The 20,548-nt window shown below is 64.8% G+C and carries 18 protein-coding genes; 17 read left to right on the top strand and 1 reads right to left on the bottom strand.

Features of this window, described 5'->3' with window-relative positions; all coding sequences use genetic code 11:
- From BH95_RS14290 to BH95_RS14235, 12 genes are all read left to right on the top strand, one after another.
- Complete coding sequence (locus BH95_RS14290; protein WP_037182802.1) at positions 1-1,503, top strand: ABC transporter ATP-binding protein; 1,503 nt, start codon at positions 1-3, stop codon at positions 1,501-1,503.
- On the top strand, positions 1,496-2,716 hold the full coding sequence (locus tag BH95_RS14285) for an ABC transporter permease (RefSeq protein WP_230595781.1): 1,221 nt from the start codon (positions 1,496-1,498) through the stop codon (positions 2,714-2,716). Before BH95_RS14290 ends, BH95_RS14285 begins: the two co-directional genes overlap by 8 nt.
- Positions 2,713-3,978 (top strand): ABC transporter permease, encoded by a 1,266-nt coding sequence (locus BH95_RS14280; protein WP_037182799.1) that lies wholly within the window; start codon positions 2,713-2,715, stop codon positions 3,976-3,978. The genes BH95_RS14285 and BH95_RS14280 overlap by 4 nt, the downstream gene beginning before the upstream one ends.
- 85 nt (positions 3,979-4,063) lie before the next feature.
- Positions 4,064-5,653, top strand: coding sequence for an AMP-binding protein (locus tag BH95_RS14275; protein ID WP_037143680.1), 1,590 nt, complete (start codon positions 4,064-4,066; stop codon positions 5,651-5,653).
- Between the two features lie 104 nt (positions 5,654-5,757).
- On the top strand, positions 5,758-7,233 hold the full coding sequence (locus BH95_RS14270) for a carboxylesterase/lipase family protein (RefSeq protein WP_037182796.1): 1,476 nt from the start codon (positions 5,758-5,760) through the stop codon (positions 7,231-7,233).
- A gap of 73 nt (positions 7,234-7,306) precedes the next feature.
- Positions 7,307-8,749 (top strand): cytochrome ubiquinol oxidase subunit I, encoded by a 1,443-nt coding sequence (locus BH95_RS14265; RefSeq protein WP_026348042.1) that lies wholly within the window; start codon positions 7,307-7,309, stop codon positions 8,747-8,749.
- Positions 8,750-8,758: 9 nt separating this feature from the next.
- On the top strand, positions 8,759-9,793 hold the full coding sequence (gene cydB / locus BH95_RS14260) for a cytochrome d ubiquinol oxidase subunit II (protein WP_037182793.1): 1,035 nt from the start codon (positions 8,759-8,761) through the stop codon (positions 9,791-9,793).
- 143 nt (positions 9,794-9,936) lie between these two features.
- Positions 9,937-11,097: a low temperature requirement protein A gene (locus tag BH95_RS14255; protein ID WP_020112529.1), complete on the top strand. Its 1,161-nt coding sequence runs from the start codon at positions 9,937-9,939 to the stop codon at positions 11,095-11,097.
- Entirely contained in the window at positions 11,094-11,849 is a 756-nt protein-coding gene (locus BH95_RS14250) for a phosphoglyceromutase (protein ID WP_019666523.1), read from the top strand. The genes BH95_RS14255 and BH95_RS14250 overlap by 4 nt, the downstream gene beginning before the upstream one ends.
- A gap of 119 nt (positions 11,850-11,968) precedes the next feature.
- The gene (locus BH95_RS14245; protein WP_019666522.1) at positions 11,969-13,144 is read left to right on the top strand and encodes a sensor histidine kinase; all 1,176 of its coding nucleotides are present in this window, start codon (positions 11,969-11,971) and stop codon (positions 13,142-13,144) included.
- Complete coding sequence (locus tag BH95_RS14240) at positions 13,141-13,830, top strand: response regulator transcription factor (RefSeq protein WP_019666521.1); 690 nt, start codon at positions 13,141-13,143, stop codon at positions 13,828-13,830. Before BH95_RS14245 ends, BH95_RS14240 begins: the two co-directional genes overlap by 4 nt.
- 97 nt (positions 13,831-13,927) lie before the next feature.
- The gene (locus BH95_RS14235; RefSeq protein WP_019666520.1) at positions 13,928-14,953 is read left to right on the top strand and encodes an NAD(P)-dependent alcohol dehydrogenase; all 1,026 of its coding nucleotides are present in this window, start codon (positions 13,928-13,930) and stop codon (positions 14,951-14,953) included.
- Between the two features lie 62 nt (positions 14,954-15,015).
- Here the strand turns inward: BH95_RS14235 and BH95_RS14230 are convergent, their stop codons facing one another.
- A complete protein-coding gene (locus tag BH95_RS14230) occupies positions 15,016-15,816 on the bottom strand; it encodes a hypothetical protein (RefSeq protein WP_020112528.1) in 801 nt (266 codons plus the stop codon).
- A 33-nt stretch (positions 15,817-15,849) separates the two neighbouring features.
- Here BH95_RS14230 and BH95_RS14225 point away from each other — a divergent pair, with 33 nt between their 5' ends.
- The 5 genes from BH95_RS14225 to proC are packed head-to-tail and all read left to right on the top strand — an operon-like array spanning position 15,850 to position 20,467.
- Positions 15,850-16,803 carry a Ppx/GppA phosphatase family protein gene (locus BH95_RS14225; RefSeq protein ID WP_026348041.1) on the top strand — a complete coding sequence of 318 codons (954 nt, stop codon included), beginning with the start codon at positions 15,850-15,852 and terminating at the stop codon, positions 16,801-16,803.
- A complete protein-coding gene (locus BH95_RS14220) occupies positions 16,800-17,894 on the top strand; it encodes a hypothetical protein (RefSeq protein ID WP_037182790.1) in 1,095 nt (364 codons plus the stop codon). The genes BH95_RS14225 and BH95_RS14220 overlap by 4 nt, the downstream gene beginning before the upstream one ends.
- Before the next feature lie 11 nt (positions 17,895-17,905).
- The gene (locus BH95_RS14215; RefSeq protein ID WP_052062070.1) at positions 17,906-18,742 is read left to right on the top strand and encodes a sugar phosphate isomerase/epimerase family protein; all 837 of its coding nucleotides are present in this window, start codon (positions 17,906-17,908) and stop codon (positions 18,740-18,742) included.
- A 38-nt stretch (positions 18,743-18,780) separates the two neighbouring features.
- Positions 18,781-19,611, top strand: a complete 831-nt coding sequence (locus BH95_RS14210; protein WP_019666515.1) for a thioesterase family protein — start codon at positions 18,781-18,783, stop codon at positions 19,609-19,611.
- 40 nt (positions 19,612-19,651) lie between these two features.
- Positions 19,652-20,467, top strand: a complete 816-nt coding sequence (gene proC, locus BH95_RS14205; protein WP_019666514.1) for a pyrroline-5-carboxylate reductase — start codon at positions 19,652-19,654, stop codon at positions 20,465-20,467.
- Positions 20,468-20,548: the final 81 nt, after the last annotated feature.

The following is a 20,548-nucleotide window of genomic DNA, read 5'->3' as shown; positions in this document are numbered from 1 at the left end:
GTGAAACTCGAACTACAGGGCATCACGAAGAGGTTCGGCTCGCTCGTCGCGAACGATTCCATCGACCTCGTCGTCGAGCCGGGAGAGATCGTGTGCCTGCTCGGCGAGAACGGGGCAGGCAAGTCGACGCTGATGAACGTTCTCAGCGGCCTGTATCGCGCCGAGGAAGGCAAGATTCTGCTCGACGGCGTCGAGCAGAATTTCGCCGGCCCCGGTGAGGCCATGAGCGCCGGAATCGGCATGGTGCACCAGCACTTCATGCTGATTCCGGTCTTCACCGTCGCCGAGAACATCATCCTCGGGCACGAGACAACCAAATCTGGAGGCAGACTGGATCTCGCCGCCGCCCGGAAGCTGGTGCGGGAGATTTCGTCGCGCTTCGGTTTCGACCTCGACCCGGACGCCAGGATCGACGACCTCCCCGTGGGCGTTCAGCAGCGCGTGGAGATCATCAAGGCGCTCAGCCGTGACGCCAAGGTGTTGGTGTTCGACGAGCCGACGGCTGTGCTCACGCCGCAGGAAACCGACGACCTGATGCGCATCATGCGTGAATTGGCCGAATCCGGCACGGCCATCGTGTTCATCACCCACAAGCTTCGCGAAGTGCGTGAGGTGGCGGACCGCATCACCGTCATCCGGCTCGGCAAAGTCGTCGGCGAAGCGGAACCGACGGCAACCAACGCCGAACTGGCTGCCCTCATGGTCGGACGCGATGTGCAGCTCACGGTGTCGAAGGAACCGGCGACGCCCGGGGATGCCGCGCTGGTCGTGAGAAATCTGACGGTCTTCGACGGAGCCGGTCAGAAGGTCGTCGACGATGTCAGCCTCGAGGTCCACCGAGGTGAGATCCTCGCCGTCGCCGGTGTACAGGGCAACGGGCAGAGCGAATTCGTCGAGGCCCTCCTGGGCGCGCGCGAGCAGATCAGCGGCGAGATCGAGCTCGACGGTCGCTCTCTCGTCGGCGCATCCGTGCACTACGTGCTCGGCGCAGGTGTCGGCTTCGTGCCCGAGGACCGCACGGTCTACGGACTCGTCGGCGAGTTCTCGATCGCGGAGAACCTCATGCTGGACAGGTCGACGGGGGAGCCGTTCGTTCGTCGCGGCGCCATCCGACGCGAGTATCTGGACACGTTCGCCGCCGAGAAGGTCGAGGAGTTCGACGTCCGAACTCCGGGAATCGACACACGCGTCGGGCGGCTGTCCGGCGGTAATCAGCAGAAGGTCGTGCTCGCTCGCGAACTGAGCCGAGACCTCCGGCTGTTCGTCGCGTCGCAGCCGACACGAGGTATCGACGTCGGCTCGATCGAGTTCGTGCACAAGCGGATCGTCGCGACTCGGGACTCCGGTGTGCCGGTGATCGTCGTCTCCAGCGAACTCGACGAAGTCGCGGCGCTCGCCGATCGAATTGCAGTCATGTACCGCGGGACCATCGTCGGCATCGTGCCTGCCGACACGTCCCGCGAAGTTCTAGGTGTGATGATGGGTGGAGAGAAGCATGGCTGAAACGCCTGCACCGTCGCGGTCCCATGTGGTTCTGCGGCAGATATTCACCGGAAGCGCGATCATTTCCGTGCTCGCCGTGTTCATGGCGGTGATCGTCGGAGCAGTGCTGATCGCCGTCACCGACGATCAGGTGCAGGAGACCGCCGGATACTTCTTCTCGCGGCCGTCGGACATGCTGGTGGCGGTCTGGGACGCAGTGTCGGGGGCGTATTCGTCCCTGTTCCAGGGGTCGGTGTACAACTTTCGGCGACCCGGATTCGAGAACGGCATCCGGCCGCTCATGGAGACCCTGACCTTCGCGACGCCATTGATCGTCGCTGGTCTCGGTGTGGCACTTGCCTTCCGGGTCGGGATGTTCAACATCGGTGGCCGCGGCCAGATGCTCATCGCCGCGGCGTGCGCCGGGTGGGTCGGTTTCTCGCTGCAGCTCCCGGCGGGGATTCACCTGATCCTGGCGATCCTCGCGGGTGTCGTCGGCGGCGCGGTGTGGGGCGGTATCGCCGGAGTGCTCAAGGCGCGCACCGGTGCCCACGAAGTCATCGTCACGATCATGCTCAACTACGTCGCGTTCTACCTCGTCGCATATCTGTTGCGCACACCGGGCGCACTGCAAGCACCCGGGCAGAACAACCCCAAGACCGCAGCGATGGAATCGACGGCGGTCTTCCCGAAGCTGTTCGGTGACCGCTATTCCCTGCATCTCGGTTTCGTCCTCGTCGTCGTGGTGACCGTCGCGGTCTGGTGGCTTCTCGAACGATCATCGTTGGGATTCCGCTTCCGCGCCGTCGGCGAGAACCCGCATGCGTCGAAGATCGCGGGCATCGATGTCAATCGGATGTACCTGTACGCGATGGTGATGTCCGGCGCCCTGGTCGGCTTGGCAGGTGTCGCCCAGGTTCTGGGCACGGTCACCACCGGTTTCGGCGCGGACATCGACGCAGGCATCGGATTCGACGCCATCACCGTGGCCCTGCTCGGCCGATCCAAACCGTGGGGAGTGTTCTTCGCGGGCATACTGTTCGGTGCCTTCAAAGCCGGTGGATTCGCGATGCAGGCGGCCGAGGGCATCCCCATCGACATCGTTCTCGTCGTGCAATCGGTCATCGTCCTGTTCATCGCGGCGCCTCCGCTGGTGCGAGCTGTCTTCCGATTACCGCCACCGGGAGCCGAGACCGCGGCCCGCGCCGACACCGCGAAGGTGGGAGCACTGTGACCACCCTCGACACGGCGCCGGAGGTACTGACGCCGAAGCGAAGCTGGAAGGTACCGGGCGTCCTCGGTGCAGCGACTCTGCTCGGGCTGATCCTGTTCGTCCTGCGCGGCAAGTCCGGTACGACCACCTTCGGCCTCGCCAGCGAGAACGACTTCTTCGCGCTCCCGGCAGTGGGAGTCCCGACCGGGGCGACCGGAATCCTCGTCGTCGTGGCATTGGCTGCGATTCTCGCGTTCTCCGTCTGGAACGTACTGCGCCACAGGTCAACGCCGCTGTGGCTGCTCGCAGTGTTCGCAGTGCTGTTCGTACTCGGGTTCCTGACGTGGGCCGCCGCCGGAGCAACCGTGCCCGTGCCCGGACTGCTCATCGGCGCCGTCGCACTCAGCACACCACTGATCTTCGGCGCGATGGGCGGCGTCATCTCCGAACGCGTCGGCGTCATCAACATCGCCATCGAAGGCCAGCTTCTGTCCGGCGCCTTCGTCAGCGCCGTCGTCGCGTCGATCACCGGATCCGCCTACGTGGCCCTGCTCGCCGCACTGCTGGCCGGAGCGTTGACCGCGGCACTGCTCGCGATGTTCTCCATCAAGTACTTCGTCAACCAGGTCATCGTCGGCGTCGTACTGAACGTTCTGGTCGTGGGACTGACGAGCTTCCTGTACTCGGTCGTGCTCACGAAGAATCCCGAGACCCTCAACTCCCCGCCGCGGTTCGGGCGCATCGAGATTCCGGTGCTGTCCCAGATCCCCGTGATCGGCCCCGTGCTGTTCCGCCAGACCCTGATCGTCTACATGATGTACTTTGTCGTCGCGCTGGTGTGGTTCGGTCTGTTCCACACCAAGTGGGGTCTGCGTCTGCGCGCCGTCGGTGAACACCCGCAGGCTGCGGACACCGTCGGTATCAACGTCGCGCGTACCCGCTTCTGGAACGTCTGCCTCGCCGGAGCCATCGCCGGCCTGGGCGGTGCGTACTTCACCCTCGGATCGGTCGGCGCATTCGGTAAGGAAATGACCGCAGGCGCCGGTTACATCGCCTTGGCCGCAGTCATTTTCGGCCGATGGGACCCGATACGCGCAACGCTGGCGGCCCTGCTGTTCGGCTTCGCGTCGAACCTGCAGAACGTGCTCGGCATCATCGGCTCGCCCGTTCCGAGCGAGTTCATGCTGATGCTCCCGTACGTGGTCACGATCTTCGCGGTCGCCGGCCTCGTCGGTCACGTGCGTGGTCCCGCCGCTGCCGGTAAGCCGTACGTGAAGTCCTGACTCGCCAGTAGGTCACCTGTCGGTTGTGACCGCGTTCACTGTAGGGTTTCGGACATATTGCCGTAAGCGTGTTCGAAGGAGAGTCATGAGCTTCAACAGCCCCTTTCCCGACGTAGAGATACCGAACCTGAGTGTCTACGACTACCTCTTCGGTTCCATCACGGACGCCGACCTCGAGAAGCCCGCCCTCATCGACGGCGCCTCGGGGGATGTCACGACGTACCAGGCTCTCATCGGCCAGATCAACGGCATCGCAGGAGCACTCGCCGCGCGCGGGCTAGAAGTGGGCGACGTCGTCGGCCTGCATTCGCCCAACGTGCCCGCGTTCGCCGCGGTCCTCCACGGCATCCTGCGCGCAGGCGGCACCGCGACCACGATCAACGCGCTGTACACCGCCGAGGACATCGCCAAGCAGCTCACCGGGTCCGGCGCGAAGTTCCTGTTCACCGTCTCGCCGCTGTACCCGCAGGCCAAGGCCGCCGCGGAGAAAGTCGGTATCGACGACGACCACGTCATCGTTCTCGACGGCGCCGAAGGCCACCCGAATCTGCGCGACCTGCTGACCCAGGGCGCGCCCGCCCCCGACGTGACGTTCGATCCCGCAACCCAGGTCGCCGTGCTTCCGTACTCGTCCGGAACGACCGGTGTGCCGAAGGGCGTCATTCTCACGCACCGCAACCTCGTCGCCAACGTCGCACAGATGGAACCCCGCGTCGGCATCGACACCGACGACGCGATCCTCGCGCTGCTGCCGTTCTTCCACATCTACGGCCTGACAGTGCTTCTCAACATCGCCCTGAAACTGCGTGCACGACTGGTCACCATGCCCAAGTTCGACCTCGTCGAATTCCTGCGCATCATCCAGGACAACAAGCTGACCTACCTCTTCATCGCACCCCCCGTCGCCGTTGCACTCGCCAAGCACCCCTTGGTGGACCAGTACGACCTCTCCAGCGTGCACACCATTTTCTCCGGCGCAGCCCCGCTCGACGAAGAACTCGGCAAGGCCGTCGCGGCTCGGCTGAACACGCGCATCCGTCAGGGCTACGGCATGAGCGAGCTCAGCCCGGTCAGCCACGCAATCCCGTTCGACCGCGACGACATGCCGCTCAGCTCCGTCGGCCTCCCGCTGGCCAACACCGTCAACAAGCTCGTCGACCCCGAGACCCTCGAGGAAATCGACATTCCGGCAGAAGGACGGTCCAAGCCGGGCGAACTGTGGGTCAAGGGGCCGAACGTCATGGCCGGCTACCTCAACAACCCGACCGCTACCGCAGAGACCCTCGACGACGACGGCTACCTGCACACCGGAGACATCGCAGTCGTCGACTCCGAGGGCGTCGTCTACATCGTGGACAGGCTCAAGGAACTCATCAAGTACAAGGGTTACCAGGTTCCGCCCGCCGAGCTCGAAGCTCTGCTGCTCACCCACCCCGAAATCGCCGACGCCGCCGTCATCGGTGTACTCGACGACGAGGGCGAGGAAGTGCCGAAGGCCTTCGTCGTGTTGCAGGCCGATGCGTCGATCGACGAGGACGGCGTCATCGCCTTCGTCGCCGAGCGGGTCTCACCGCACAAGAAGGTCCGCAAGGTCCAGTTCATCGACACGGTTCCGAAGTCCGCTGCGGGCAAGATCCTGCGCAAGGACCTCAGGGCCGCGGAAGCAGCACAGTAGGACCTCCGGGAGTGGTGTGACAATCACGTGCTCAGCAGTCGGATTCCCGCCTGCGTAGGACGGAACTGTCACACCACTCCCAGTCCGTCGGGTAGTAAAGAAGCATGGACGTCACAGTCGACATCGCTCAAGGGACGGTCCGCGGGCAACAGAGCGGACCGGTCACCTCTTTTCTCGGAATTCCCTACGCCGAAGCGCCGTTCGGTGCCCGCAGGTTCGCGGCGCCCAGCGCACCCCCGTCGTGGAGCGGTGTCCGAGATGCCGTGACGTTCGGGGCCACGGCCCCCAAGATCGGATACCGACCGCCCGTCAGCGACATACTCACCGAGCCAGTGGTTCCCGGTGACGAATGCCTGAACGTGAACGTGTGGACACCCGACGTGTCCGCGTCGGGACTGCCGGTGTTCGTCTGGATCCACGGCGGGGCATTCGTGAACGGGAGCAACGCCGTACCCATCTACGACGGCTCGGCGTTCGCGCGGGACGGCATCGTCGTCGTCACCGTCAACTACCGTCTCGGCGCCGACGGATTCGCGAGAATCGACGGAGCGCCTGCCAACCGAGGTCTCCTGGACCAGGTCGCCGCACTGAGGTGGGTGCGTGACAACATCGCTGCCTTCGGCGGAGACCCGAACGCGGTGACCGTTGCCGGTGAATCGGCAGGGGCGATGAGCGTCGGGACCCTGATGTCGATGCCGTCGGCGGAGGGGCTCTTCCGGCGCGCGATACTGCAGAGCGGGGCGGGCTACCACGTCATCACCGAGGGTACTGCCACGAAAGTAGCCGAGGCGCTTGCCGATTCGCTCGGCGTGCAACCCGATGTGAACGGTTTCGGTTCTGTGCCGGTGGAAGCGTTCGTCGACGCTCAGCGTGAGCTCGGCGACCGCGTCACCGCGGAAGCCCCGACCGGAGCGTGGGGTGAACTGGCGTTCAACATGATGCCGTTCGAGCCCTATGTCGACGGAGATGTCGTGCCCGACGTTCCGCACCGGAGAATCGCCGCAGGCGCGGGCTCGGAGATCGATGTTCTGATCGGCACCACCAGCGAGGAGTTCGCGTTCTTCCTGGTGCCGGCCGGTGTCGTCGGGTGCGTGGACGAGGCACGGGTTCGAGCCGCGATCGGCGCGTACGGTGCCGACGTCGAGCAGACACTCGACGTCTACCGGGCGCAGCTGCCCGACGCGTCACCCGGCGAACTGCTCATCGCGGTGATCACCGACTGGTTCTTCCGCATCCCCGCCGTACGCGTCGCGGAGACCCGCGGCGGAAACGCCTTCGTCTACGAGTTCACGTGGCGATCCACTCTCTTCGACGGCGCCCTCGGGGCATGTCATGCCCTGGAAATACCGTTCGTGTTCGACCTGCTGGACAAACCGGAGACGGCGCGCATCACCGGAGCGAACCCACCCCAGCAGGTGGCCGACGACATGCACCGAGCCTGGGTCGACTTCGTGCGCGACGGCTCGCCCGGCTGGTCCCGGTACGGGGCGGATCGATCGGTGATGATGTTCGGCGACCGGACCGAAGTGGTCGACGACCCCCGTGCGTCGACGAGGGAAGTCTGGGCCGGGGTGCGCTGACGAGGTCTCGTTTCACAGGTGAGGCGTCGACAACGGGTCTATAGTCACCACCAACCTGCGGGCTGGAGTGGCAATGGACGCTTTGGATCTATCGAGGTGGCAGTTCGGAATCACGACTGTCTATCACTTCGTACTGGTGCCGCTGACCATCGGTCTCGCGCCGATGGTCGCGATCATGCAGACGATGTGGATGATCACCGGGAAGGACTCCTGGTACCGGCTCACCAAGTTCTTCGGCAAGCTCCTGCTGATCAACTTCGCGCTCGGCGTCGCCACCGGCATCGTGCAGGAGTTCCAGTTCGGCATGAACTGGAGTGAGTACTCGCGGTTCGTCGGCGACGTCTTCGGTGCTCCGCTGGCGATGGAAGGTCTCGTCGCGTTCTTCCTCGAATCCACGTTCCTCGGACTGTGGATCTTCGGCTGGGAACGACTGCCTCGGGGCGTCCACCTCGCGACCATCTGGCTCGTCGCGATCGGTGTGAACGCGTCGGGATACTTCATCGTCGTCGCGAACTCGTTCATGCAGCATCCCGTCGGCGCGGAGTACAACGCCGAGTCCGGCCGGGCGCAGCTGACCTCGATCGGTGACCTGCTGTCGAACAACACTGCGCTGGTTGCCTATCCACACGTCATCGCCGGCGCATTCCTGACGGCCGGAACCTTCGTCGCCGGTATCTCCGGCTGGTGGATGGTGCGAAACATGCGTCGGGGCCGCGAACAGGAAGCTCGTGAACTGTTCCGTCCGGCAACACGTCTCGCGCTGTTGGTGATGGTCGTGGCAGGCGTCGCCGTGGCGTGGACGGGGGACTCGCAAGGCAAGCTGATGTTCGTGCAACAGCCGATGAAGATGGCGTCGGCGGAATCGCTGTGCAACACCGAGACCGACCCCGACTTCTCGGTCCTCACGATCGGCACGCACAACAACTGCGACAGCGTGACATCGGTGATCGAATTACCCTTCGTGCTCCCGTTCCTCGCGGAAGGCAAGTTCTCCGGAGTGACACTGCAAGGCGTCGAACAGTTGCAGGAGCAGTACGAGCAGGAATTCGGACCGGGCAACTACACACCCAATCTCTTCGTCACGTACTGGTCGTTCCGAATGATGATCGGGCTCGCCGCTGGATCGGCCGCGCTGGCGCTCGCCGGGCTGTGGGTCACCAGGCGCGGGCGGGTGCCCGATCAGCGCTGGTACTCGTGGCTGGCGTTGATCGCGATACCGATGCCGTTCCTCGCCAACAGCGCCGGCTGGATCTTCACCGAAATGGGCCGACAACCGTGGATGGTGCACCCCAACCCGACCGGCGTGGACATGATCCGGTTGACCGTCGACCAAGGTGTGTCCGGGCATTCCGCCGCAACCGTGTGGATTTCCATCGTCACCTTCACGCTGCTGTACGGGGCACTGGGCGTCGTGTGGCTGAAGCTGATGATCCGATACGCGAAGGAAGGCCCCATGGATCACGACAGAACACCGCCGGATCCTGCTGAACCGAAGCAACTTTCGTTCGAGTACTAGGAGGCGACGATGGCCGAGATGTGGTTCGTGATCGTCGCAGTACTCTTCGTCGGCTACTTCCTGCTGGAGGGCTTCGACTTCGGCGTCGGAATGCTGATGCCGATCGTGGGGCGGCGCACCGATATCCCGCCGGACGTTCGACGTCGGGTCGTATTGAACACGATCGGACCGGTGTGGGACGGCAACGAGGTCTGGTTGATCACCGCGGGCGGCGCACTGTTCGCAGCCTTCCCGGACTGGTACGCAACCCTGTTCTCCGGCTTCTACCTTCCGCTGCTGCTGATCCTGGTGGCCCTGATCCTGCGGATCGTCGCGATCGAATGGCGCGCGAAGATCGACGACGACAACTGGCGCCGACGATGCGACTGGGGGATCGTCTTCGGGTCATGGGTTCCGGCCGTGCTGTGGGGCGTCGCCTTCGCCAACATCGTGCGCGGGGTCGAGATCGATGCGCAGAAGCAAGTGGTGTCCAGCCTCGTCGATCTGCTGAATCCGTACGCCCTGTTGGGCGGCGTCACCACCGCCGTGGTGTTCGCACTCCACGGCGCGGTGTTCCTCGCACTGAAATCGGCCGACGAGATCCGCGAGGACGCAGTCGCCATCGCAGCCAGGCTCGCGGTACCTGCCGTGCCGATCGCCGGAGCCTTCGTACTGTGGACCCAGATCGCGTACGGCAAGGGATGGACCTGGATCCTCGTCGGCCTCGCCGCGGCAGCCCTTCTGGGCGTCGTGGTCTTCACCCGAGACGAGAAGGAAGGACGTGCCTTCGCGCTCACGTCGATCGCCGTCGTCAGTACCGTGACACTGCTGTTCGCGTCGCTGTTTCCCAACGTCATGCCGTCCACCCTCGACCCGGCCTACAACCTGACCATCGCGAACGCGTCGTCCAGCCCGTACACACTGACCGTCATGACCTGGGTCGCCGCCTTCATGACGCCCGTCGTGATCCTGTACCAGGCATGGACGTACTGGGTCTTCCGTCAGCGCATCTCCAGCACCGCCATCGGACAGTCCCACGGATTGAAATGGGCGGGGCGTAGCTGACCCTGTTTCTGTAGAAGGGGTGCCAGGTCAGGGCTTTCGCCCGAAATGTCCGATAAACGTGTGCAGCACAAGACAATTCGGTCTGCTCTGGCCTATCGTCGACGCCTGTGAACCAACCGACGAGTAAGTTCAGGCTCAACCCCATGCGCCCGCGTGACGCAGCAGAACCGCATCGCGCCGCAAGTCCGCTGGAGTTGTTCTTCGACCTGGTGTTCGTGGTCGCCGTCAGTATCGCGGCGGTTCAGCTGCATCACGCGTTGACCGAGAACCACGTCCTCGACGGTATTGCCAGCTACCTCATGGTGTTCTTCGCCATCTGGTGGGCATGGATGAACTTCACCTGGTTCGCGACGTCGTTCGACACCGACGATTGGCTGTATCGCGTACTGACGGTGGTGCAGATGGCGGGCGTGCTCGTGCTTGCCGCGGGAATCGAACCGGCGTTCACCGACAAGGACTTCACGATTCCGGTGCTGGGCTACGTCGTGATGCGTATCGCGATGGTGGCGCAGTGGATTCGAGCGTCGAGGGCGCCCGAGCACCGGAAGACGGCGTTGATCTACGCGTCCGGTATCACGGCCGTTCAAGTGCTGTGGGTTCTCTGGCTGCTGGTCCCGCAGAGTCCGGTGCAGATCGTTCTGTTCGTGGTGTTCGCGGCACTGGAGATCTCGATTCCCGTCGTCGCCGAGAAGTCCGGTGGCACAACACCGTGGCACCCGCATCACATCACCGAGCGATACGGACTGTTCACGCTCATCCTCCTCGGCGAATCACTTCTCGCGTCGGCCAACGCCATCATCGAAGCTCTCCACGACGAGACCGCGCTCGCGCCACTGATCTCCATCTCGGTGCTGACGCTCGTGGTCACCGCCGGACTGTGGTGGATCTATTTCTGGCCGCCACATCACCGTGCGATCGGTGGATTCGGCACGTCACTGACCTACGGTTACATGCACTACTTCATCTTCGCCGCGGCCGGCGCGTTCTCGGCAGGCATCGAAGTGGAGATCGACGTGCTGACCCATCACAGCGAGCTCGGCGACGTCGCCGCATCGTTCACCGTGACGGTGCCCATCGCAGTGTTCGTCCTCGGCATCTGGTTCATCGCTATCAAGGACAACGCGGATCGCGTCGTCAACACCGTCGTTCCCGTCGGCGCCCTCCTGGTTCTCCTCGACCCGGTCATTCCCATCCCGATCACGCTGACGGCCGTCGTGATGGCGGTGATCGTGGCGGTGCTCGTCGTACACCGTCCCGTCGACGCGGCGCACCACGAAACCGGGCATGAGAAACTCTCCTCATGAGTATCGGAACCTTGATTCTGCTCCGCCACGGCGAGAGCGAATGGAATGCGTCGAACCAGTTCACCGGGTGGCAGGACGTTCGCCTCACCGACAAGGGCGAAGCAGAGGGCAAGCGCGCAGGTGAGCTGCTGAAGGAAGCAGGAGTGCTCCCCGACGTGCTGTACACCTCGCTGCTGCGTCGCGCGATCAGTACCGCGAACATCGCCCTCGACGCCGCGGACCGGCACTGGATCCCCGTCGTCCGCGACTGGAAACTCAACGAACGTCACTACGGCGCGCTGCAGGGACTGAACAAGGCTGAGACGAAGGACAAGTACGGCGACGAGCAGTTCATGCTGTGGCGTCGCAGCTACGACACCCCGCCGCCGCCCATCGAGGTAGGCAGTGAATTCAGCCAGGACAGCGATCCCCGATACGCAGACCTCGACAGCGTTCCACTCACCGAGTGCCTGAAGGACGTCGTCGACCGGCTCATCCCGTACTTCGAAGACGTCATCGTCGCCGAACTGAAGGCGGGCAAGAACGTGCTCGTCGCCGCACACGGCAACTCGCTGCGCGCTCTCGTGAAGTACCTCGACGAGATCTCCGACGCCGACATCGCCGGCCTCAACATCCCGACGGGCATTCCCCTGCAGTACGACTTCGTCGACGGCGAAGGCAAGCTGGTGCCGTCGAACCCGGGCGGAACATACCTCGACCCCGAAGCCGCCGCCGCAGGAGCCGCCGCGGTCGCCAATCAGGGCGGCAAGTAAGGCCCCGGTCCGAAACAGCAGGTGAACGATCGAAGAACACTGCCGACGAGGACTATGACGACCAGGGAAATGCCTGCACCCTGCGTATGTGAGGTGTCCATCGAACGTACGATTCCGGTGTGAGTGTTGCATCGGCCGTACTGCTGGCTATCGCCACGGCCTTCGTCGGATATCTCGTCGGCGGTGTTCTGATCCCCTATCTCGCGACACGTCACTCCGAACGCGCACGCGCAACGTCGGGACTGACGATGTCGCAGGTACTGGATCTGATCATCCTGGCGTCGGAAAGCGGCATCGCCGTCGTCGACCGCTTTCACGACGTGGTCCTGTCCAACCCACGGGCCGAGGAGCTCGGTCTGGTGCGTAACCGCCTCATCGACGACCGTGCATGGGAAGCCGCACAGAAGGTCCTCGCCGACGGCCACCCCGTCGAAGTCGACATCAGCTCCAAGGACGCCCGCACCACCACCAGCCGAGATCGCATGGCCGTACGGTGTGTGGCTCGGATGCTGAGCAAGGAAGACCAACGCTTCGTAGTGCTGTTCGCCGACGACGATTCCGAACAGGTTCGGATGGAAGCGACCCGTAGGGACTTCGTCGCCAACGTCTCTCACGAACTCAAGACGCCCGTCGGCGCCATGAGTCTGCTGGCCGAGGCGTTGCTCGAGTCCGCCGACGACCCCGATTCGGTCCGCCACTTCGGCGGAAAAGTCGTGGCGGAGTCGAAGCGCCTCGGCAACATGGTGACGGAGCTGATCGCGCTCTCCCGCCTCCAAGGCGCCGAGAAATTGCCCGACCTCGAAGTCGTCGACGTCGATACCGTCGTCAACGAAGCTCTCGATCGGTCGAAGATCGCCGCCGAGAACGCGGGAATCACCGTCACCACCGACCACCCCAGCGGCCTCGAAGTGCTGGGGGACCAGGCACTGCTGGTGACGGCGCTCGCCAACCTGATCCAGAATGCCATCGCCTACTCATCGGACGGATCGCCGGTATCGGTGTCGCGGGCACTGCGAAGCAGCTGCGTCGCCTTCGCGGTCACCGACCGCGGAATCGGCATCGCGAAAGAAGACCAGGAGCGGGTCTTCGAACGATTCTTCCGCGTCGACAAAGCACGGTCGCGGGCAACAGGAGGCACAGGTCTCGGCCTGGCCATCGCCAAACACGTCGCAGCCAACCACAACGGGAGCATCTCGCTGTGGAGCAAGCTCGGCACCGGATCGACATTCACCCTGCAGATCCCTGCGTATTTCGAAGAGGACGACCTCGCGTCGTTAGAAGGAGAAGAACAGTGACCAACGTCTTGATCGTCGAGGACGAGGAATCGTTGGCCGACCCTCTGGCCTTTCTCCTGCGCAAGGAAGGTTTCGAGGCCACCGTCGTCGGCGACGGACCCTCCGCGCTGGCCGAGTTCGACAAGGCCGGCGCCGACATCGTGCTGCTCGACCTGATGCTGCCGGGAATGAGCGGCACCGACGTGTGCAAGCAACTGCGTGCACGGTCCGGCGTCCCGGTGATCATGGTGACCGCACGCGACAGCGAGATCGACAAGGTCGTCGGACTGGAACTGGGTGCGGACGACTACGTCACCAAACCGTATTCGGCGCGCGAGCTCATCGCCCGCATCCGCGCGGTACTCCGCCGGGGCAGCGACGCCGAGCTCGACGGCACCGCGGACACCGGTGTGCTCGAGGCAGGCCCGGTCCGCATGGACGTGGAACGACACGTCGTCCTGGTGAACTCGGAACAGATCACGTTGCCGCTCAAGGAATTCGATCTGTTGGAGTACTTGCTCCGCAACTCCGGTCGGGTCCTCACCCGCGGACAGTTGATCGACCGGGTGTGGGGCGCGGACTACGTCGGAGACACCAAGACCCTCGACGTGCACGTCAAGAGATTGCGGTCGAAGATCGAGAACGACCCTGCCAAGCCGGAGCATCTCGTGACCGTCCGAGGCCTGGGCTACAAGCTCGAAGGCTAGATCCTAGGGATGGGGCCTCACCCTCGCAGAATCGGTAGTACTTGAAGGTTTAACATTCAGGTATTGCAATGAAACTGTATCGAGGAAGAAGTAAGTAATGAAGGCCCTTCAATACCGCTCCATCGGATCCCGCCCCGAACTCGTCGACATCGACAAGCCCACACCCGGTGCATCGGAGATTCTGCTTCGCGTCACGGCCGCAGGCGCCTGTCACTCCGACGAATTCATCATGGGCGTCTCCGAAGAGGAGTACTACTTCAAGCCCCTCCCGCTGACCCTCGGCCACGAGGTCGCAGGCGTCGTCGAAGCCGTCGGCAGTGGAGTCCACGACGTGGAGATCGGCGAATCCGTCATCGTCTACGGACCCTGGGGATGCGGCCGCTGCTACGCCTGCGCACAGGGCGACGAGATGAACTGCGAGAAGGGAATGCGCGCGCCCGGCATCTTCAGCGACGGCGGCATGGCCGAGTACATGATCGTCGACGACGCCCGCCACCTCGTCCCGCTGGGTGACCTCGACCCCGTGACGAGTGTGTCGCTCACCGACGCAGGCCTGACGCCGTATCGCGCGGTCAAGTCGGCGCTGAACAAGCTGACGCCCGGCACGACGGCCGTGGTGATCGGCGCGGGTGGTCTCGGGCACGTCGCCATCCAGATCCTCAAGGCGCTGACGCAGTCGACGGTGGTCGCGCTCGACCTGGGCGAGGAGCAGCTCGAGTTCGCCAGGAAAGTCGGTGCCGACCACACGTTCACCTCCGACGCAGCGGCTGCCGAGTCGGTCAAGGGACTCACTCGTGGCCTCGGCGCGGACGTGGTCTTCGACTTCGTGGGCATCCAGCCCACCGCGGATCTGGCCGCGAAGATGGTCGCGACCGCAGGACAGGTCGTCGTCATCGGTGTGGCAAGTGGCGCGGTGCCGATCGGGCAGCGGACGGTTCCACTGGACGTCACCGGACGTGCGATCAACTGGGGTTCGCGCGCCGAGCTGATGGAGGTCGTCGAGCTCGCCAAGCGCGGCGCCATCGAGATCCACGTCGAGAAGTACAGCCTGGACAACGCCACCGAGGCGTACGACAACCTGCACGCGGGCAAGATCCGTGGCCGCGCGGTGATCGTGCCCTGACGTCCGTTGTAAGTGGATATGTAGGCCTTGGCCTACATTTCCACTCACGTAGGGGAGAGGGCCTACTTCGTCCGCTGGGCCTCACGAGTCGCTGGGTGCACCGCGATGAGGCCGAGGCCGCGGCGCCGCTTGCACAGCGACGCCAACTCGTCGTACGCGGGCTTGCCGAGCAGCTCGGTCAGCTCGGGCTCGTAGGACTCGAACACCTGCCTGCTGCCGACGTGCGCGTCGGGGGAACCCGAGCAGTACCAGGACAGGTCGTGCCCGCCCTCGCCCCATCCGCGCCGGTCGTACTCACCGATGGTCGTCTTCAGAACCTCGGTGCCGTCGGGGCGCGTCACCCAGTCCTGAGTGCGGCGAATCGGTAGCTGCCAGCACACATCCGGCTTGACCTCCAGCGGCTCGATGCCTTTGCGCAGCGCCATCGAATGCAGTGCGCATCCGATGCCGCCGGCGAACCCCGGACGGTTCTGGAAGATGCACGCACCCTTGTATCGACGGGTGCGCAGCGACTGCTCGTCCTCGAGATCGTCGTACTCGACGTATCCCTTCTTCCCGAGTCCCTTGTCCCTGAACTGCCAGTCCTCGGCCGTCAGCATCTTCACCGACGCGTCGAGTTTCTTCTTGTCGTCGTCGTCGGACAGAAACGCGCCGTGCGAACAGCAGCCGTCGTCCGGGCGCCCGGCCACGGTTCCTTGGCAGGCAGGAGTGCCGAACACACACGTCCAGTTGGACAGCAACCACGTCAGGTCGGCGGCGATGATGTGTTCGGAGTTGTCCGGATCGGGGAATTCCACCCATTCGCGAGGGAAATCCAGGTCCACTTCTGCGGCGAAGGTGTGCTGCTTACTACCTGCTGTCACAAGTGTCGACGGTAGACCCAGTACCGTGGTCCTGTGCGATTAGGGGTGCTCGACGTCGGAAGCAACACGGTGCATCTGTTGGTGGTGGATGCGCACCGCGGTGGTCACCCCACACCGATGAGCTCGTCGAAGGCCACGCTGCGACTGTCCGAGAACACCGACGCCGACGGCAACATCACCCGCGAAGGCGCAGACCGGCTGGTGAACGAGGTAGGCGACTTCGCCTCGATCGCGACGAAGTCCGGTTGCGAGGAGCTCATGGCCTTCGCCACGTCGGCGGTGCGTGACGCACACAACAGCGACGATGTTCTGGCCCGCGTTCAGCGTGAAACGGGCGTCGCGCTGCAGACGTTGTCCGGTGTCGACGAAGCCCGCCTGACGTTCCTCGCAGTCCGCCGCTGGTACGGGTGGAGCGCCGGTCGCATCCTGAACCTCGACATCGGCGGAGGGTCGCTCGAGCTGACGTCGGGAACCGATGAGGACCCCGACGTCGCGTTCTCCCTTCAACTCGGCGCAGGCCGCTTGACCAGGGATTGGCTCGACGGTGACCCGCCGGGCAAGCGTCGCGTCGCGGTCCTGCGTGACTGGCTCGACGCCGAGCTCGCGACCCCGGCGAAGGAACTGCTGGCCGCTGGCGAACCTGATCGTGCCGTCGGAACTTCGAAAACGTTCCGCTCGCTCGCCCGGCTGACCGGAGCGGCGCCGTCGGCAGCAGGTCCGCGAGTGACCCGGACGCTGACGGCGAACGGTCTCAGGCAACTCATAGCCTTCATAACGAGGATGACTGCATCCGACCGTGCAGAATTGGAAGGAGTCAGCGCCGACCGATCACCGCAATTGGTGGCCGGGGCGTTGGTGGCAGAGGCGAGTATGCGAGCACTGTCGGTCGAGCAGATCGAGATATGCCCGTGGGCGCTGAGGGAAGGTTTGATTTTGCGGAAGCTGGACACCGAAACGGACGGCGATCTGGTGGTGCGGTCGACATGAGCGAGAACAACACCGATCCGGAGGACACCGGACAGATCTCCGTAGCCGAACTGCTCGCTCGCAACGGACAGAAGTCGACGTCGTCGAGCACCGGTGGACGCCGTCGACGCGGCGTCAAGGGCGGCATCTCCGTAGCGGAACTGACCGGCGAAATTCCCGTCGTCCGCGCCGAGCCCGCATCCGACGAGGCCCCGGTGATCGCCACGGACTCCAAGCAGGTGCCTGCGCAGGCCCCGGCGCCGGTCCGCACGCGCGAGACCGACGAACCGGAACCCGAGTTGCTGTCCGGATCGACGACGGCAGCCGGCGACCTGATGAACCGAGCTCACGACGAGGCCGACGAGCGGCGACCGTACGGCTCGACCGCGTCGCAGCGTCCGGTGCCCGCGGCGGGTCGACGCACGCCCGACGAGACCTCACGTTCCACGTCCGGCAGGCAGACGACCGGATTCGTGGCCCGTCCCCGCCCGTCGCGCCCGGAGCCGTCCGCCGCGACACCTGCGGACGCAGAACCGAAGACCGACGTCACGCCCAAGCCTGTTGTGCCCCCGAAGGCGGCAGGCCCGTCAGTCACGTCCACACCGGCAGCAACGTCGAGCCCAGCGACGCGTGCGTTCGCTCGACGTGACGACGCAGACGAGAAAGCGCTCGCCGAGGAGGAGACGACGCAGACTCCTGACCTGGTGAAGAAGGTCGCCGCGCTCGCCGACACCGAGGACGCTCCAGCCGAGAACAGCACTGTCGAGAGCAGCACTGTCGAGGACAGGGAGGCCTCCGCCGAGAGCGTCGAGGAGACGGACGAGTCGCAGCCGAGAGCCGAGAAGAAGGATGCCGCCAAGCAGTGGCTCGGGCTCGCAGGCCAGGGTGTTGTGGCGGTGGTCGTCGGCGCGCTGTTGTTCAAGGGCTTCGAAAGGCTGTGGGACGTCCTGCCGTGGGTGGCGCTCGTTCTCGCGGTTCTGGTGATCGTCGGTCTCGTTGCCGTCGTGCGGATCCTGCGCCGCACCGATGACCTCGTCAGCATGGTGATCGCCGTTGTGGTCGGTGTGTTCGTGACGCTCGGTCCATTGGCGTTTCAACTGAGTACTGGCTGACAGGCGCTCGGGTGTCGGGCGTAGCTGTCGGGTTGTCCACTGCCTCGGTGTATCCGCAGAACACCGAAGCGGCGTTTCGATACGCCGCCGAGTTGGGTTACGACGGCATCGAGCTGATGGTCTGGGCGGAGTCGGTGAGCCAGGATGCGGAGGCCGTACGGGCGTTGACCCGCAAATACGGCGTCCCGGTCCTGGCGATCCACGCGCCGTGCCTGCTCATCTCGCAACGCGTGTGGGGTGCGGATCCGGTGGCGAAGCTCGAGCGTTCGGTGCGTACGGCGGAGCAGTTGGGTGCGGCGACCGTCGTCGTCCATCCGCCGTTCCGGTGGCAGAAGAAGTACGCCGAGGGCTTCGGTGACCAGGTCGCCGAGCTGGAATCCGCGTCCGAGGTCGTGGTGGCCGTGGAAAACATGTTCCCGATGCGCGCGGACCGATTCTTCGGGCGCAAGGAAGGCTCGGCGGCGAGGCTCCGCAAGCGTGGTGGGCCGGGGGCTGCGGTGTCGGCGTTCGCGCCCTCGTACGATCCGACGGATTCCGGCCACGCGCATTACACCCTCGACCTGTCGCACACCGCGACCGCCGGGACCGACGCCGTCGACATGATGGACCGGATGGGCGACGGGCTCGCGCATCTGCATCTCGCCGACGGTCGGGGCGCGTCGATCGACGAGCATTTGATCCCGGGCCACGGAGATCAGCCGTGCGCACAGGTCTGCGCCGAGTTGGTTCGCCGCGGCTTCCGCGGGCAGGCGGTGATCGAGATCAACACTCAGAACGCACGAACTCTGCCGGAGAGAGCATCGATGCTCGGCCAGGCCCTCGCGTTCGCACGCCGCCACCTGGCGTGAGCGCACCAGTACGTCCCGATTCGAAAGGCACACCACCGATGACCAGCCCCTTCGCCGCGGCGACGACGTTGACCCCGCTGGAGAGATCCGAGTTCGAAGGCAGCTACGGCGCGGTCATCGATTCGATCTGGACGATCGGGCCGAAGGTGCACGGAGGCACGATGCTGGCGACGTGCGCCGCCGCAGCGAAGGCGCAGCTGGGGGACGAGGGAGTACAGCCACTTGCCGTCAGTGTCAGCTACCTCAGCGCACCCGACCCGGGTGAGGTGCACCTGACCGCAGTACTTCGCAAACGCGGAAAGCAGGTCTCGCACGTCGACGTCGAGATGACGCAGGGCGGACGTGCCGCGGTTCGTGCAGTCGTCACCCTGGGGCGGCCGGACACCGACACTCCCCGGCACACGGTGGAATCGTCGCTGGCGTCGATGCCTGCCGCGCCGCCGCCGGAGACGGATGCGATCGGCGGCGAGCATCCGATGGCGTCGATCGTGCACCTGGCACAGGGGTGCGAGATGCGGATCGACCCGACGTCGGCGCACTTCCTCACGGGACAGCAGGGCGAACCCGAAGTTCGCATGTGGGTCAGGCCCCGGCCGGGCGACGAGAACGACGTGGACACGGCAGCCCTGTTCGCGCTGATGACGGGCGACATCTGCGCACCCGTGACGATGAACCGAGGGATGTTCGGCTGGGCGCCGACTGTGCAGTTGACGACCTACCTGCGCAAGCAGCCTGCACCGGGATGGCTCCGGGTCGCCGCGAGCAGCACCGTCATCGGCGGAACGTGGTTCGAGGAGGATCACCTGGTGCTCGACGAGACGGGCGACGTCGTCGTGCAGAGCAGGCAGTTGGCGATGGTGCCCCGGTAGCGTTCGGCGACTCCCGGGCCGCAATCTACGCTTGTCACCCATGACGAGAATTGCAGTAATCGGAGGCGGGCGGATCGGCGAGGCGCTGATCGCCGGACTGCTCGAAGCAGGCCACGCAGTCCGCGACCTGGTGGTCGCCGAGAAGTTCGAGGCCCGGGCGGCCGAGCTCGCATCCACCTTCGGAATCCTCACGACCTCGATCTCGGAGGCGTCGGAGAACGCGGACGTCATCGTTCTCGCCGTGAAGCCGGGCGACGTCGACGGCGTCATCACCGAGGTCGCGAAGATCGACCTGGACGGCGAGCGTGAACAGCTGATCGTGTCGTTGGCCGCCGGAGTCCCGACGTCGAAGTTCGAGCCGAAGCTGCCCGCAGGTTTTCCCGTCGTCCGAGTCATGCCGAACACACCGATGCTCGTCGGCGAGGGCGTCAGCGTCCTCGCGCCCGGCCGGTACGCCAAGACCGAACACCTCGAACTGGTCGAGAAGATCCTGTCCTCGGTGGGCAAGGTCGTCGTCGTCAAGGAGAATCAGCTCGACGCGGTGACCGCGGTGTCCGGTTCGGGTCCGGCGTACTTCTTTCTCGTCGCCGAGGCGATGATCGACGCCGGTGTCGGATTGGGGCTGCCACGCGACGTGGCGTCGGCGCTCGTCGTTCAGACGATGATCGGCTCGGGTGCGATGCTGGATCGCTCCGACGACACCCCGACCGAGCTGCGCTACGCAGTGACCTCACCTGGGGGAACGACGGCGGCAGCGGTGCGCCGGCTCGAGGAGGGCGGTCTACGGACTGCGTTCTTCGACGCGTTGTCCGCAGCCAACGATCGTGCAGCTGAGATGGGCGTCACACCAGAATAAAAAATCAGTTCCCTACACCCGTCGCAGTAACCCCATTGGTCACGTTAAGCTCACAGGTAGCACGTGCGTGTCTGTTCGGCA

The sequence above is a fragment of the Rhodococcoides fascians A44A genome, assembly GCF_000760735.1.
GTDB lineage: Bacteria > Actinomycetota > Actinomycetes > Mycobacteriales > Mycobacteriaceae > Rhodococcoides > Rhodococcoides fascians_E.
The sequence above is the reverse complement of the archived record's forward strand: the minus strand, read 5'-3'. Positions and strand labels throughout refer to the sequence as shown.